Source organism: Rhodococcus daqingensis (assembly GCF_042665615.1).
Taxonomy (GTDB): Bacteria; Actinomycetota; Actinomycetes; order Mycobacteriales; family Mycobacteriaceae; genus Rhodococcus_G; species Rhodococcus_G daqingensis.
On record NZ_JBHTCS010000017.1, the window covers coordinates 386,652 to 400,913 of the forward strand.

Genomic DNA, 14,262 nt, shown 5'->3' on the forward strand with positions numbered 1-14,262 from the left:
GTTCTCACCGGCAGGCGGCGCCGACGAGCCGCTGCACCTCGGCCGCGATGTCCTCGCCCCGGGCCGGCAGCGCACTGACGATGTCGGAGCCCCGCACGAGGTAGCGTCCGTCGTCGGCGAAGTCCATCCAGTGGAAGCCCCGGCCGTCGCCGGTCGGCCTGTTGTCGTAGGCGGGACCGGCGAAGACCGTGATCTCGCCGAGCCCCGTGCGCGGGCGCCGGAAGAACTCGTCCCGCTCCTCGTTGCCACGCGCTCGGCTCGCCGTCTGCATGATGGAGCCGCCGCCCGAGGCCGTCACCGACCGGGGCACCGACACACCCCGACGCCTCCCCGCCGGGACCGGTGGGATCGATTGGACCACAATGGTTCCCACCTGCGCGGCCGGAGCGGACGTCAGCAGGACGTCGCCACCCGCGTGAAGGTCGGGCCCCGGCAGCTGAACGGCCACGGCCGCGCACGACCGCCCGACCCCGGCGTGCACCCTGATCATCGACTCGAGCCCGGCACCTCGAAATCCACACACCTCGACCCGTACCGCGGGCTCGGCCAGCGCGACCAGCGCCTCGTACATGCTCTCGTCGAGCATCGGCGCGACCTTCGCCGCGGCGGCCCGGCGATCGGCCCGGAATTCCTCGTCCGTCGTCGCGGTGCCGCGGAACTGGAATGGATACGGCAGGCGGTCTCGCCCGAATCGCTCCCAGAGGACGGTGAACTCGAGGGCGGTCAGGCGCCGGTGACCGTCGCTCATCCGCCGATCACCGGCGGCGCGACCTTGGGAAGCCTGCCGACCAGTTCGTTGCCGTTGTCGACGTTGACGAGGTAGCTGGGGGTCTTGTGTTCGGTGTCGTCGTCGCCGTTCGCGCGGGCGCCGCCGGGAGCCATACCGCCGCCCATCGCGCCCGGGCGTCCCGGGGCACCCGCCGCGCCGCCACCGGCTCCGCCCGCACCCGCCGCCGCGCCCGCTCCGCCGGGCACGCCCGTCCCGCCGAGGCCACCCGCGACGCCGCCCGAAACTCCCAGTCCCGCACCCGCGCCCGCACTCGATCCGCCGCCGCCGGGCGTGAACCCGGAACCGGCGCCCGAGCCGTTGCCCCCGGAACCTGCGCCCGAGCCGACCCCGGAGCCCGCCCCCTCGGCGCCTCCCGCGGCCGCGGGAGCTGTCCACGCGGAGGACGGATCCGTCTGCGCGAAGGGCGAATTCGGGGTGCCGTCACCGGGGCCGTCCGGGGACGGCGGGTTCTGGCCGGCATTCCGGCCGTAGGGGTCGGTGCCGGCAGTTCCGGGCGACGGCTCGTTGCCGCCGCGCTGCGTCGGGTCGGGCGACACGCCGTCCGGGTGGCCGGTTCCCGGGCCGGCATAGCCGGACGGACTGAACCCGGACGGCCCGCCCGGACCCGGTCCGCCGGGGATCGGTCCGCGCCCGTCGACCGGGGTGTCGGTCGCATCCCTTGGCCTCGGAAAGACCGGGACATTGGTGTCGGCCTGCACCATGACCGGCGTGTAGACCGTCTTCATGATCTGGATCGCCTGTTGGCGCGCCTCATCCGAGCCGTGCACCAACTCCTTCACCATCCCGACCGAGGGAAGCGCGACGTTCACAAGGGTCTCGAGCGCCGAGGTGGCCTCCACGGCGGGCATAGTCGCCTTGACCTGTGAGATCCCGGTCGCGGCCTCCGCAACCTTGGTCCCCACGAGTTTGCCCGCCACCGCCAGCTTGTCGGATTCAACGGCATAGGCCGTGGTCGCCGCGACGGCCGCGGCGGCTCCGATGCCCTCCCACTTGCCCGCGATCTCCGAGGAGATGTACGCCTTGAAATCCGTGAGGCTCTCGCCCAGCGCGGATCCGATCTGCTGCCACCCGTCGGCGCTCGCCCGGATCGGATCCGCGCTCATCGCGGCGACGGCCGACTTGATGGCCTCGTGTGACATCGAGTCGAAACTGTCGGGGATCACCGACCGCGGGTCGAACCCGCCGTCGCCGAACGCGACCGCCAGGCCCGCCTGCTCGCCATAGATCTCGGAGCGCTCCGCATTCCCGGATTCCTGCTCGTCCCTGACCCGCCCGCGCTCGTCGAGGTCGTAGCCGGACACCACGTCGATGACCTTGTTGCCGGGGTCGCGCGCCAGATCGGTCAGGTCGTCGAGGGCGCCCGACGCCAGGTCACCGATCGACCCCTTCAGTTCGTCCAGGGTGGGCACAAACGACATCTCACATCCCCCTCGTCACGCAGAACATCGCGCTCGGACCCGACCGATACCGGTCCTCCCTGGATAGACGCGGCACAACGCCGTCCGGTTCCACCCGGACCCGAGAAAAACCCGGCGAGGCAGCTCACCCCTTGGCAGCTGCCTCGCCGGCCACCGTTTCGAACCCGCCGACCGGCATCGACGCGCCACAGACCGCGCACGGCCGCCTGTGTCCCCACCCCCATGTGCGCGCGATGCCCCACGCTCGGCTGGTTCTCACGGCTCATCTCGAATAGACGCACCGCCCGGCCATCGCGTTCCGTCCGGAGCGGGGCCGGTGCCGCAGACCCGCGCTCAGCTGGCCGGAGCGGCCGCCCCACCGGCCGGCAGCGCAGACATCTCCTGCCACGCGGGCCAGTCGACGGCCCAGTCGTAGATGTCCCCGTCCGCCGCGGACAGCTGGATGCGGGTTCCGGTGACCTCGACCGGATCGCCGTACAGCGCGGTGCCGAAGTACGCCTGGGCGTCGGCCAGCGAGAGGTTGATGCAGCCGTTGGTCACGTTGGCCGCGCCCTGGACACCGGTGGTCGCCGGGTTGGCGTGGATGAACTCGCCGTTGTTGGAGATGCGCACCGCCCACCGTTCGCGCACGTTCTCGTAGTAGGGCGGGTTCGACATGAGGAAGTCCTCGTGCTTCTCGCTGACCACGTGGACGCCGCTGCGGGTCACGTTGCGGTCCTCGTTGCCCTCGCCGTAGCTGACCGGGATGTCCATCACCGTCGCGCCGTCCCGCACCACCTGCATGCGGTGGCTCGGTGCGTCCGCCTTGACGATCTGGCTGCGCCCGATCGTGAAGTCCAGGCTCAGGTCCTCGGCGCCGTACGCTCCGTCGCCGTAGTCGACGCCGTACAGCTTGGCCGCGAGGTTCACCGTCGTGCCGGGCGCCCAGTAGTGCTGCGGGCGCCAGTGGGCGCGGGACCCGTTGTCGTCGGGCAGCCACGCCCACGACCCGGGCGTCGGCGGATCGGTGGTCACGGAGAGCGCCTTCTCCACCGCGGCCTTGTCCTCGACGTGGTCGCTGAACTTGAGGATGATCGGCGCCGCGATCCCGACCTGCTGTCCGTCCGCGATGTTCGTGTTCGCGGACGTGGTCGACTGCGGGGTGACCGTGGTGAACGAGCCCTGCACCGGCACGGTCTCGCCGTCGGAGCCGACCGCACCACCGGACCAGGTGTAGCTCGCGTCGTAGCCGAGAGGTTCGGTGACGGTGAAGGTCGTCTCGTCCGGGGACAGCACGCCCTGGACCGGCTTCCCGGCGGCGTTGGTGAGCGCGACGTCCCGCAGCGTGCCGCGCGCCGCCGTCACGGAGACCGGCGCCGTCGGGCTGACGTTCTCGGCGCCCGCCGCGGGCACCTGGGTGACCGACGCGACCGGGCCGTCCGCCGCCACCGGGTTGCCGCCGCCACCGCCGACGGTGCACCCCGCGAGCACCGCCACGACCGCGAGCGCCGCGACGACCGCGAGCACCCGGGCGATCAGCGAGAAACCGCGGGCCTGACTTGTCCGAACACGCTCCATTACCACGCAGGCCACGGTACCTGCGCGGCCGATGTGGCCCCCGCCTCGCCGATCGGCCGACCGGCGGAAGACGGGGTCAGATCGCGCAGCCCACCGTGACGGGCTCCGGCTCGAGGGTGACACCGAACGCGTCCCGGACCCCGTCCCGGACCTCCCTGGCCAGCACCAACAGGTCCTCGGTCGACGCGCTCCCCCGGTTGGTCAGGGCCAAGGTGTGCTTGGTGGACAGCCGCGCCGCGGCGGCCGGTCCCGGGTGTCCCTTGGTGAACCCGGCCCGCTCGATCAGCCAGCCCGCCGACAGCTTGGTCCCGGCCTCGCCGGGGAACTGCGGCACGCGCACGTCGTCGCCGAGCCGCGCGGCGATGGTCGCCAGCACCGGCGGCAGCCGATCCGCGTCGAGCACCGGGTTGGTGAAGAACGACCCGGCGCTCCAGGTGTCGTGGTCGGCGTCGTCGAGCACCATGCCCTTGCCCGCACGCAGCCCCAGCACCACCTCACGGACCTTCGCCGCCGGACGGCGCTCACCCTCCTCGGCGCCCATCGCGAGCGCCAGCTCCCGGTACCGCAACGGCTCGCTCTGTCCGTCCGGACGCACATCCAGCTCCACCGCCAGCACCAACGCCGCGTCCGAGTGCTTGAGCACACTGGTCCGGTAGCCGAGCCCGAGCCGGTCGGGGGTCACCCACCGCACCTCTCCGGTCGCCCGGTCGAGCAGCTGCACCCGCCGCAGCAAGGTGCCGACCTCCACCCCGTAGGCCCCGACGTTCTGCACGGGCGTCGCACCCGCCGACCCCGGGATCCCGGACAGGCACTCGAGGCCACCGAGGCCGGCATCGACGGTCCCCGCGACCACGTCGTCCCATCCGGCCCCCGCCTCGGCGACCACCGAGTCCGGGCCGAGCCGCACCGCATCGTTGGCCACCCGGACCACGACCGCGTCGACGCCCCGGTCGGCGATCAGCAGGTTGGATCCCCCGCCGAGGACGAGGCTCGGGATGCCCGCGGCATCGAGCGCGCGCACCGCGCCGACCAGCGCGTCGGTGCTGCGGCAGGTGAGCATCGCCCGTCCGGGCCCACCGAGTCGCAGCGTGGTGTACCGCGCCAGCGGCACGCCCTCGCTCAGCTCGGCGCCGGAATCCGCCGCGATGTCACTCAATGCCTGCACGGTGACAAACGGTAGCCTGCCGAACATGGCCCGCAGAATTCCGCATTCCGCGTCGTACCCCCAGCCCGTCGATCAGGTCCACCGGGCGGTGACCAGTGAGCGGTACTGGCGGGACCGCCTGGACGCGGTCGGCGGCGGCGGGGCCGAACTGCGCCACGTCGCCACCGGCGAGGGCACCATCGACGTGGAGATGGCGCAGTCCATCCCCGCCGAGCACCTGCCCGCGGTCGTCTCCAAGATCCGCCCGGGCGATCTGATCATCACCCGGACCGAGACGTGGGGCGCCCTGGCAGGCGACAGCGCGACGGGCACCTTCAGCGCGCGGGTCGAGGGCCTGCCCGGCGAGGTCACCGGCACGCTCACCCTGGCCCCCCAGAACACCGGTGCCGCCATCACCCTCGACGGCCGGGTCGAGGTGAAGCTCCCGCTGATCGGCGGCAAGATCGAGGCCGTCATCGCAGAGCAGGTCGTCGAACTCCTCGACGCCGAGCACGACTTCACCGAAGGCTGGATCGCCGCCGCCAACTGACACCGATGGGGCGGATGTGACGCGGGTGACGCCCATGTAACCTGCGGGGCATGTCACGCCGAATTGAGTTCACTGCCAACTATTCACTGCCCGCCGAAACCGTGCACCGCACGCTCGTCGACGGACGCTTCTGGAACCAGCGCGTCGAGAACGGCGCCGACAAGGGCATCACGCTCGACCACCTCACCACCGGTGAGGGCACGATCGACGTGGGGCTGGCACAGGCCATCGACACCAGCCAGCTCCCCTCCCTGGTCACCAAGGTCATCAAGGGCGACGTGGCGATCGTGCGCGGCGAGGTGTGGGGCCCCCTGGTCGACGGCAAGGCCGAAGGCACCTTCAGCGCGGTCGCCACCGGCATCCCGATCAACGCCACCGGCACCGCGACCCTGATCGACACCCCCGAGGGCTCCACCCTCCGCATCGAGGGCGACGTCGACGTGAACGTCAAGCTCATCGGTGGGGCGATCGAGGGCATGGTCGCCGACCAGATCCTGGGCATCCTCGGCCGCGACCAGGAAATTGTCGAAGAGTGGGTCGCGGCGAACGCCTAGTCGCGATGATTCCGGGCGGATGAGCCCGGCGATGCGGCGAGCCGGTACCCTTGCCGGTCATGGCTCGCCGCATCGACTACTCCGCCCGCTACACCCATCCCGCCGAGAAGGTGTACTCCGCGCTGACGAACCGGGACTACTGGGAAGCTCGGATGGTCGAGCTCCGCAAGTTCTCCGACAACCACGTCGAGAGCTTCGAGATCGACGACGACGGCATCGACCTCGTCTTCCACCACATCATCCCGCGCGACACCCTGCCCGACATCGCGCAGACCGTGATGAAGAAGGACATGGTGATCACCCGCAAGGAGCACTACAGCACCTTCGGCGAGGAGGTCACCGGCACCTATTCGGCGTCCATCCCGGCCGGACCGGGCAGCCTGTCCGGCACGATGACGTTGTTCGGGACCGACACCGGCTCCACGCTCCGTACCTCGTCCGAGGCGAAGGTGTTCATCCCCTTCGTCGGGGGCAAGCTCGAGCAGCTCATGCTGGTCAACCTCGTCGAACTGTTCCGGACCGAGGCCAAGGTCACGGCCGACTGGCTCGCGGAGCAGTAGGAGCAAGCATCAAGACAGGTGGAGCGAAGCCGGACGGCGTCATCACCCGCGGCACCACCGGCATCAACCGGCTGCGCCGCAGCGATCGCTGGCTGGTGCACCGGACCGCGGTCGCCGGCGCGTTGCACGCGGCCGCCGACCCGCTGGTCGTCGACCTCGGTTACGGCGCCCGCCCGCACACAGCCTTCGAATTGGCGACCCGGCTCCGCACCGTCCGCGGGGACATCCGGTTGGTCGGCCTGGAGATCGATCCCGCGCGCGTGGTCGAGGGCCGCGACGGTGTCAGCTTCGCGCGCGGTGGTTTCGAGCTGGCCGGGCTGAACCCGGTGCTCGTCCGCGCGTTCAACGTGCTGCGGCAGTACCCGGAGGAGGCCGTCGCGGACGCCTGGGCCAAGCTGCAGTCCGGGCTGGCCCCGGGCGGGCTGCTGATCGACGGCACCTGCGACGAGCTCGGCCGCCGCTGCGCCTGGGTCCTGCTCGATGCGCAGCGGCCGCTCACCCTGACCCTCGCCTGGGACCCGTTCGACGTGGAACGGCCCAGCGACATCGCCGAACGACTGCCGAAGGCCCTGATCCACCGCAACGTCGCCGGGGAGCCGGTCCACGAGTTGCTGCAGGCGGCCGACCGGGCGTGGGCGACCGCCGCCCCGCACGCCCCGTTCGGTCCGCGGGTGCGCTGGCGCGCCGCCCTGGATCTGTTGCGGCAGCAGGGACTGCCGGTGGAGGTCCCGCGCCGCCGGCTCCGCGACTGCGTGCTGACGGTCCCGTGGTCGCTGGTCGCGCCGGCGCTCTAGCCCGGTTCCCACTCGGACTGAGGACGACGCTAACGGTGTCCTTCATGTCGCTGTCTAATGCGTTGGGACACTTCAAGGCTCGGCTCTCAGTGTTACTTTGGGCGCAGCCAGGTGGCCGCAATGGTCGCCAGTACAACTGGTCACAGTTGCCGCGACTACACCGAACGGTAGCGGTGATGCCGCTGTTGCCAACGGGTAGCCGTCGGGTTCGGGGTGGCCGATTGACCACCCGTAGTTGCGGATCCTTGGCGCTGAGACCGCGGCGGCGTCGGCGACTGGCTCGACGAGAAGGCGCAGACCCACCTGCGCGCCTCTTTCGAGCGTTTCGGCATCACCGTCATCCGCCGAGCACGCTCCTCCCCTGTGCTCCGGTACGAGATTCAGCCGATAGCGCGACCGACAGGCGGGCCGGCGGCCCGTTCAGCGCACCACGGCGAACTGCACCCGGCGAGCTGCCGACGGTCCGGGTGAATGCCCGGCTGAACGATGCTTCGGACAGATAGCCCAGTTCGGCTGCGACTGCTGCGACAGTAGCGTCACCTCGTTCGAGTCGAGCGCGCGCGACGTCCATCCGACACCTTGTCACGTAGCGCATGGCGGGTTCACCGACGAGTTCGGTGAACCGAGCCGCGAAAGCGGAGCGAGACATAGCCGCTTCGCGCGCAAGGGATTCGACTGTCCAGTCGTCGCCGGGTGACCGATGGACCGCGGCGATGGCGCGCCCCAGTTGCGGATCTTGCAGTGCCCCGAGCCATCCTGTGCGTGCGGCCGGGTCGACCGCCAGCCAGGACCGTATCGCCTCAATGACGAGAATGTCCGCGAGTCGGGTTGTCACCGCTTCACCGCCGGGACGCAGCAGCCTCAGCTCCGCTGACATCAGCCGGAGTGCATCACCGATGGGTGAATCGCGGTCGTCGGCGGTGTCGAAATGAATCATCGGCGGCAGCAGGTCGAGCAGCCGCCCGACGGCTGGCTGGTCGAAGCTGACGATTCCGCAGATCAGGGTGGTCCGGGCTCCGCCGCCCCCGCAGCGCAGCAATGAGTAGTGCTCGCTCACCATCTGTTGCGGCAATTCGTCGACGCGGCCGTCGACGGCGGCGTCGGGATTGCTGCGAAGCACGTGACCGCGCCCGTGCGGTACGAGTGCGAGGTCACCGGCACGCAAGTACACCGAGGTCTCCCCCGCAACGTCGAGCCAGCACCCGCCCCGAGTGACGACGTGGAAGGTGAGGCAGCTTCCGAACGGTGGCATTTCCAGACCCCATGGTTCGGTGGCCTCCGTGTGGGAGTAGAACACCCCGCGCATGCGCACCAGGTAGAGCGCTTCAGCGAGCGGGTCCCGCGGCAGCCAGGGCTCCACGACCTCTGGACGAATGGACATGTCTTTCAGATTATGTGCCATAGAACATCCTGACAACTGTTCATACCGTGGACATGTCGGAAGTTCAGACTTCGTTCGAAGGAGAAATGTCATGAAGGTTCTCGTCATCGGTGCAACGGGTGGGAGCGGGCGAGCGGTCGTCGCCGAGTTGCTCGGGCGTGGTCATTCGGTAACCGCGTTCTCACGTCATGCCAGCGAACTGCGCGTCGATGCCTCGGGCGATCTGCGCACCATCGACGGTGACGCCACCGATTCCAGTGCCGTCGAGGCCGCTGTGCGGGGCCACGACGCGGTCGTCCTCACGCTGGGGATCAGCGAGAATGCCATGCGCGTGCGCCTGTTCGGACCCGCACACACCGCCGCCGACGTCCGCTCGCGCGGAACCCGCAATGTCGTCGCCGCGATGAAGCGCAGTGGATCCACTCGACTCGTCGTGCAGAGCACCTATGGCGTCGGAGAGACGGCTGCAAAGCTGGGCCTGGTCGATCGGATCTTCTTCGCGGTACTGATCAAGCAGCAGGCCGCCGACCACACCAAGCAGGAAAGCATCGTGCGCGCAAGTGGCCTCGACTGGACCATCGTGCAACCCATGCACCTCACGGACGATCCCGCAGCCGACCGCGAATTTGTTTCCACCACAGGAGAAATCGGCTCGCGCAAGGTCTCACGCAGAGCGGTCGGCCGAGTTCTCGCGGATGCCTCGACGAGCTCCGACTACCTCGGAACGTCGATCGCGGTGTCTGCGTCGAGCTGACCGCGAACTCAGGCACCATGACACCGGCGTTCCGCGACTTGCCGTTTGAGCCGCGCCGAGCCAACCGCGACGACAACTCCGCTTACTGGGCGCTGGGGCCTCAGACACACAGTGCGCGGTCGATCAGGGCGCTGGCCGCGTTCTCCTGCTCCTGTATGTGCTCCAGGGTGTCGCCGCGCGCCTCGGACATGGAGACCACGGCGCTTCGCCCGCCGTCGGCGGTGACACCGTTGAGGGTGATGTAGCCGCCGTCCCCGCCCTCGTGGCCCCAATAGCTTCCTCCGCAGCTCAGGGGGCGTTCGACCAGGCCGAGCCCGTATCGGCCGCCGGGCCACATCTGTTGGACCTCCGCGCTCACGGGGACGGTCTGCTTCATCTTCTCCAGTTGCCGCGTCGGTAGCAGGCGGCCCCCGAGCAGCGCGCGGAAGAATTCGTTCTCGTCGTTCGTGGTCGTGACCCACGAAAGAACCTCGTGACCCACCGGTATCTGGTCGGTGACGTCCACCACGGAACCGGGACCGAAGAACTGGTAGGCCTGGGCGTGCGGCTGGGGCAAGGTGGGCGAGGTGCCCGTCCACAGGGTCTGGTCGAGGCCGAGCGGACGCAGGATGCGGTCTTCGATCTCCTGGTGGCCAGGTTGACCGGTGGCCTTCTCGATGATCGTGCCGAGCAGGACGTAGCCGGTGTTGGAGTACCCCCAGTCCTCGCCGGGTTGGAAGGCCGGCGCGTGTGCCATGGCGCGGACAACCAGCTGCTCGGAGCTGTGGACGTCGTGGCGCTGCTGGTAGTACTCCTCCGGCGTGGTGTATCCGGGCAGGTCGTCGTGGATGCCGCTGGTGTGCTGGAGCAGTTGACGGATGGTGCTCCGGCTGCCGTCGTTGCCGTTACCCTGCACCACTGCCGGCAGCCAGTGGTCGACGGTGTCGTCCAGAGACAGCAGGCCCTCGGCCTCCAGTTGGAGGACCACGGTGGCGACCAGCGTCTTGGCCGTGCTGGCCATGCGGAAGTAGCCGTCGGAAGCGACCGGTCGGCCCGTGTTCAGGTCGGCGGTTCCGCTTGTGGCGACCGACTGCTGGCCGTCAGGCGCGATCACGCGGGCCTGCACACCGCTGATACCGAGGGCGTGGATCGCTTCGGTGTCCTGGCGCAACCGCTCCACAGGGGAGTCACCGGCGGTCTGGACGACGGCGGCGGCCACCCCGGCGACGAGAATCGCAGAGACGCCGAGTGCCACCGCGAGGCGCATTCGCCTGGTCGAAGTCATGAACTGAACGCTAGTTTCGCCCGCAGCGGGGCGCATCCGGGCGCAACCCCGAGATCGGAATGGGGGATATCCCCTAGCGCGGGCAGTCGACAGATAAGCCGGAGGGTCGCGAGAGTATGCGAAATACCTTCGGATTGACCATATTTCGTCGGCCAATCCGAAGGCATACGCTACTCAGTCGGCATCTCCCTCAGCGGAAGTCCGCCGCGTGATCCACCGCCCACTGCCTGAAGGACCGGGCCGGGGTGCCCGTGATGCGCTCCACCCCGTCGTTGACCGGCTCCGGATTGTTGAGCATCTCCGCTTGGGCCGGCATCACGGCCTCCACCAGCTCCACCGGGTAGCCTGCGGCCTTCATCTGCTCGATGGCCTCATCCAGCGTGATCTCCTCGAACCGCACCGGACGCCCGATCGCCTCGCCGATCAGCGCAACCTGCCGTTCCTGGGTGACCAGTTCGGAGCCGGTGATCAGGGGGCGGGCGCCGAGCAGGGCGTCGGTCGTCAGCGCTTGGACGGCGACCGCCGCGATGTCCGCCTCGTGGATCAGGGGGCGGGCCAGCTTCGCCAGCGGCGCCCGTACCGCACCGGTGGTGCGGATCTCCTCCGCCCATCCGAGCACGTTGCCCGCGAACCCGGTGGGCCGCAGCGCCGTCCATTCCAAACCCGACGCCTCGATCAGCCGCTCCAGCTCCGTGTGGAACATGGTGATGGCCTCGCCCGGCTTCTCTTCCCCGTCCCCGACCCCGGCGGAGGACAGGTACACCACCCGCCGGGCATGCTTTCCGATCGCGTCGATCACGGCCGGCGCGCCCTCGGCGCTCAGGAACGGCCACACCAGGAAGACCGAATCGACGCCCACCAGTGCCTCGTCCAGCGACGTGGGATCGCTGAGGTCCCCGCGTACCACCTGCACACCCTCCGGGAAGGAGGCCATCCCTCTCGCCAACGCCCGAACCGGCACACCCGCCGCGTGCAGTTGGGCCACCACCGCGCCGCCAACCTTTCCGGTCGCGCCGGCCACCAGGATCCTGGGCTGTGTCATCGGACTCTCCTCGTCTCGTCGATCGATGACACCACTCTCAGACATGAACCAAGGTTCAGGTCAACGCGACTGGCGCGAACGCCACCGTGATCCGCGCCACACCAACACCTTCCCCTCGAAGGTGTCCTGTTTGACGTTCGCTGAACAGGACACTCACCGATGCGCTCACCCAGCTCGCCTGGTGGTCCCGTCACCTCCGCGCCGCCGAGCCTTACCAGGGTTGATGTAGAGCCGAACCCCCTTGTACACCACTGCGTACGGCACATCGTCGTCGTTGTCCGGGTCGCCGGAGTCCGCAGGATCCGGCAGTTCCGCCATCTCCTCGATGACGATCTGTGCTCGCGCCGCACCGGGATCGAACATCTCCTGAAACGGCCCGACGAACGACCCCCCGAGCCCGCGGTGCTTCGCCCGAATTGCTGCCCACCCGAACAGCGTCAACGGGCCGATCGTGGCGATCAGCAATACCAAGTCCCCGCCCATACCCGCGAGCGTTGCATAGGTTGTCTGAGCCGGCCAGCCTTCTTCTGGTGGCCGGAATCAAGGTCGGGTATACCCCGATGTTCAACAGCCCCTCGACGCGGATCTTTGCGCGCGAAGCTGCAGGCTAGCCTTGGCCCTGACCGAAGCACCTGCGAAGGGACACTGAGAATGCGTTCGACCCTGCTGTCGCGGAGAGATCTCGACTTCCTGCTCTACGAATGGCTCGATGTCGAGGCGTTGACGGAGGACCCGCGCTATCAGGACCATTCCCGGGACACGTTCGACGGCATGCTCGACCTCAGCGAACAGCTGGCCACCCGCTACTTCGCCACCCACAACAAGCTCAGCGATGCCCAGGAGCCGACCTTCGACGGCACCACGGTCAGCATGGTCCCGGAGGTCAAGGAGGCCCTCGACGCGTTCGTGAAGGCGGACCTGATGGGCGCGGGCATGGCCTACGAGGCCGGCGGCCTGCAGCTGCCCGCCACCGTGACCGCCGCCTGTTTCGCATGGTTCCAGGCGGCGAACGTCGGCACCGCCGCGTACCCGATGCTGACGATCGGGAACGCCAATCTCATTCTGGCGCACGGCACCCCGGAGCAGATCGAGACGTACGCGCGGCCGCTCGTCGCGGGCCGCTACTTCGGCACGATGTGCCTGTCCGAGCCGCAGGCCGGCTCGTCGCTCGGCGACATCGTCACCCGCGCGCAGCCGCAGCCCGACGGCAGCTACCGACTCTTCGGCGGCAAGATGTGGATCTCCGGCGGTGAGCACGAGCTCTCCGAGAACATCGTCCACCTGGTGCTCGCGAAGATCCCCGGCGGCCCGGAGGGCACCAAGGGAATCTCGCTGTTCGTCGTCCCGAAGCTGCTGGTCGAATCCGACGGCAGCCTCGGCGAACACAACGACGTGACGCTGGCCGGGCTCAACCACAAGATGGGCTACCGCGGCACCACCAACACGGTGCTGAACTTCGGCGACGGCACCCACACGCCCGGTGGAGCGGCGGGTGCGGTCGGGTACCTGATCGGCGAGGCCAACCGCGGCCTGTCCTACATGTTCCACATGATGAACGAGGCCCGGATCGGGGTCGGCCTCGGCGCGACGGCGCTCGGCTACACCGGCTACCTCAAGTCGCTCGATTACGCCCGGACGCGCGAGCAGGGCCGTCCGGTCACGGCGAAAGACCCTGCCGCCAAGCCGGTCCCGATCATCGAGCACGCGGACGTCAGGCGGATGTTGCTGGCGCAGAAGTCGTACGTGGAGGGCGCGCTGGCGCTCGAGATGTTCTGCATGCGGATGGTCGACGAGCAACGGATCGCCGCCACCGAGTCCGCGCGCAACCGGATCGGCCTGCTGCTCGACATCCTCACCCCGATCGCCAAGAGCTGGCCGTCGCAGTGGTGCCTCGAGGCCAACAACCTCGCGATCCAGGTCCACGGCGGGTACGGCTACACCCGCGAGTACGACGTCGAACAGCACTACCGCGACAACCGGCTCAACCCCATCCACGAGGGCACCCACGGCATCCAGGGCCTGGACCTGCTGGGCCGCAAGGTGACCCAGCAGGGCGGAGTCAGCCTGCGGCTGCTGAGCGAATCCATCGGCCGCACCATCGCGGACGCGACGGAGACCGGCGGCGAGCTCGCGGAGCTGGCCGAGCAGCTCGGCGAGGTGCTCGGCCAGGTCGGCAAGGTCACCGCGGGCCTGTTCGCCTCCGGTGACATCGACGCCGCCCTCGCCAACAGCTCGGTCTACCTCGAGACCGTCGGCCACCTGGTGGTCGCGTGGATCTGGCTCGAGCAGATGCTGGCCTGCGAGGGCAAGACCGGCGACTTCTACGACGGCAAACGGCAGGCCGGCCGATTCTTCTTCCGGTACGAACTGCCCAAGACGGGCCCGCAGCTGGCGCTGCTCGCCTCGCTCGACCGGACCACGCTGGAGATGCGGGACGCCTGGTTCTGACTTCCG

At 69.3% G+C, this 14,262-nt stretch carries 14 protein-coding genes; 6 read left to right on the forward strand and 8 right to left on the reverse strand.

All coding sequences use genetic code 11. The annotated features are described in order from the left end of the window. Positions 1-4: 4 nt before the first annotated feature. The 4 genes from ACFQS9_RS15885 to ACFQS9_RS15900 all read right to left on the reverse strand — a co-directional run bounded on the left by ACFQS9_RS15885 (position 5) and on the right by ACFQS9_RS15900 (position 4,957). Positions 5-748 carry an ESX secretion-associated protein EspG gene (locus ACFQS9_RS15885; protein ID WP_378406285.1) on the reverse strand — a complete coding sequence of 248 codons (744 nt, stop codon included), beginning with the start codon at positions 746-748 and terminating at the stop codon, positions 5-7. Continuing rightward, complete coding sequence (locus tag ACFQS9_RS15890; protein WP_378406287.1) at positions 745-2,208, reverse strand: hypothetical protein; 1,464 nt, start codon at positions 2,206-2,208, stop codon at positions 745-747. Before ACFQS9_RS15890 ends, ACFQS9_RS15885 begins: the two co-directional genes overlap by 4 nt. Positions 2,209-2,541: 333 nt before the next feature. Further along, positions 2,542-3,765, reverse strand: coding sequence for a L,D-transpeptidase (locus ACFQS9_RS15895; RefSeq protein WP_378406542.1), 1,224 nt, complete (start codon positions 3,763-3,765; stop codon positions 2,542-2,544). Between the two features lie 76 nt (positions 3,766-3,841). After that, positions 3,842-4,957 (reverse strand): UDP-N-acetylmuramate dehydrogenase, encoded by a 1,116-nt coding sequence (locus tag ACFQS9_RS15900; RefSeq protein ID WP_378406288.1) that lies wholly within the window; start codon positions 4,955-4,957, stop codon positions 3,842-3,844. Between ACFQS9_RS15900 and ACFQS9_RS15905 the strand changes: the two genes are divergently transcribed. The 4 genes from ACFQS9_RS15905 to ACFQS9_RS15920 are packed head-to-tail and all read left to right on the forward strand — an operon-like array spanning position 4,956 to position 7,367. Next, positions 4,956-5,459: a DUF2505 domain-containing protein gene (locus ACFQS9_RS15905; protein WP_378406290.1), complete on the forward strand. Its 504-nt coding sequence runs from the start codon at positions 4,956-4,958 to the stop codon at positions 5,457-5,459. The genes ACFQS9_RS15900 and ACFQS9_RS15905 overlap by 2 nt on opposite strands. Positions 5,460-5,509: 50 nt before the next feature. Continuing rightward, the gene (locus ACFQS9_RS15910) at positions 5,510-6,013 is read left to right on the forward strand and encodes a DUF2505 domain-containing protein (protein ID WP_378406292.1); all 504 of its coding nucleotides are present in this window, start codon (positions 5,510-5,512) and stop codon (positions 6,011-6,013) included. Positions 6,014-6,072: 59 nt separating this feature from the next. Then, on the forward strand, positions 6,073-6,573 hold the full coding sequence (locus ACFQS9_RS15915) for a DUF2505 domain-containing protein (RefSeq protein ID WP_378406293.1): 501 nt from the start codon (positions 6,073-6,075) through the stop codon (positions 6,571-6,573). 8 nt (positions 6,574-6,581) lie between these two features. Then, complete coding sequence (locus tag ACFQS9_RS15920) at positions 6,582-7,367, forward strand: class I SAM-dependent methyltransferase (protein ID WP_378406544.1); 786 nt, start codon at positions 6,582-6,584, stop codon at positions 7,365-7,367. A gap of 337 nt (positions 7,368-7,704) precedes the next feature. Here ACFQS9_RS15920 and ACFQS9_RS15925 read toward each other — a convergent pair whose 3' ends face one another. Beyond that, positions 7,705-8,769 (reverse strand): AraC family transcriptional regulator, encoded by a 1,065-nt coding sequence (locus tag ACFQS9_RS15925; RefSeq protein ID WP_378406294.1) that lies wholly within the window; start codon positions 8,767-8,769, stop codon positions 7,705-7,707. Positions 8,770-8,839: 70 nt separating this feature from the next. Between ACFQS9_RS15925 and ACFQS9_RS15930 the strand changes: the two genes are divergently transcribed. After that, positions 8,840-9,502, forward strand: coding sequence for an NAD(P)-dependent oxidoreductase (locus tag ACFQS9_RS15930; protein WP_378406546.1), 663 nt, complete (start codon positions 8,840-8,842; stop codon positions 9,500-9,502). 100 nt (positions 9,503-9,602) lie between these two features. Here ACFQS9_RS15930 and ACFQS9_RS15935 read toward each other — a convergent pair whose 3' ends face one another. From ACFQS9_RS15935 to ACFQS9_RS15945, 3 genes are all read right to left on the reverse strand, one after another. Further along, a complete protein-coding gene (locus ACFQS9_RS15935; protein WP_378406296.1) occupies positions 9,603-10,766 on the reverse strand; it encodes a serine hydrolase domain-containing protein in 1,164 nt (387 codons plus the stop codon). A gap of 190 nt (positions 10,767-10,956) precedes the next feature. Further along, entirely contained in the window at positions 10,957-11,808 is an 852-nt protein-coding gene (locus tag ACFQS9_RS15940; RefSeq protein ID WP_378406297.1) for an NAD(P)H-binding protein, read from the reverse strand. Between the two features lie 165 nt (positions 11,809-11,973). Continuing rightward, positions 11,974-12,291 carry a hypothetical protein gene (locus ACFQS9_RS15945; RefSeq protein WP_378406299.1) on the reverse strand — a complete coding sequence of 106 codons (318 nt, stop codon included), beginning with the start codon at positions 12,289-12,291 and terminating at the stop codon, positions 11,974-11,976. Between the two features lie 168 nt (positions 12,292-12,459). Here ACFQS9_RS15945 and ACFQS9_RS15950 point away from each other — a divergent pair, with 168 nt between their 5' ends. Further along, positions 12,460-14,256, forward strand: coding sequence for an acyl-CoA dehydrogenase (locus ACFQS9_RS15950; RefSeq protein WP_378406301.1), 1,797 nt, complete (start codon positions 12,460-12,462; stop codon positions 14,254-14,256). Positions 14,257-14,262 lie beyond the last annotated feature (6 nt).

Excerpts from the sequence above, each read along its gene's own strand:
- ACFQS9_RS15910 (WP_378406292.1), top strand. The coding sequence starts at position 5,510 with ATGTCACGCCGAATTGAGTTCACTGCCAACTATTCACTGCCCGCCGAA.
- ACFQS9_RS15900 (WP_378406288.1), bottom strand. The coding sequence starts at position 4,957 with ATGTTCGGCAGGCTACCGTTTGTCACCGTGCAGGCATTGAGTGACATC.
- ACFQS9_RS15950 (WP_378406301.1), top strand. The coding sequence starts at position 12,460 with ATGCGTTCGACCCTGCTGTCGCGGAGAGATCTCGACTTCCTGCTCTAC.
- ACFQS9_RS15945 (WP_378406299.1), bottom strand. The coding sequence starts at position 12,291 with ATGGGCGGGGACTTGGTATTGCTGATCGCCACGATCGGCCCGTTGACG.
- ACFQS9_RS15905 (WP_378406290.1), top strand. The coding sequence starts at position 4,956 with ATGGCCCGCAGAATTCCGCATTCCGCGTCGTACCCCCAGCCCGTCGAT.
- ACFQS9_RS15895 (WP_378406542.1), bottom strand. The coding sequence starts at position 3,765 with ATGGAGCGTGTTCGGACAAGTCAGGCCCGCGGTTTCTCGCTGATCGCC.
- ACFQS9_RS15940 (WP_378406297.1), bottom strand. The coding sequence starts at position 11,808 with ATGACACAGCCCAGGATCCTGGTGGCCGGCGCGACCGGAAAGGTTGGC.
- ACFQS9_RS15890 (WP_378406287.1), bottom strand. The coding sequence starts at position 2,208 with ATGTCGTTTGTGCCCACCCTGGACGAACTGAAGGGGTCGATCGGTGAC.
- ACFQS9_RS15930 (WP_378406546.1), top strand. The coding sequence starts at position 8,840 with ATGAAGGTTCTCGTCATCGGTGCAACGGGTGGGAGCGGGCGAGCGGTC.
- ACFQS9_RS15935 (WP_378406296.1), bottom strand. The coding sequence starts at position 10,766 with ATGACTTCGACCAGGCGAATGCGCCTCGCGGTGGCACTCGGCGTCTCT.
- ACFQS9_RS15915 (WP_378406293.1), top strand. The coding sequence starts at position 6,073 with ATGGCTCGCCGCATCGACTACTCCGCCCGCTACACCCATCCCGCCGAG.
- ACFQS9_RS15925 (WP_378406294.1), bottom strand. The coding sequence starts at position 8,769 with ATGGCACATAATCTGAAAGACATGTCCATTCGTCCAGAGGTCGTGGAG.
- ACFQS9_RS15885 (WP_378406285.1), bottom strand. The coding sequence starts at position 748 with ATGAGCGACGGTCACCGGCGCCTGACCGCCCTCGAGTTCACCGTCCTC.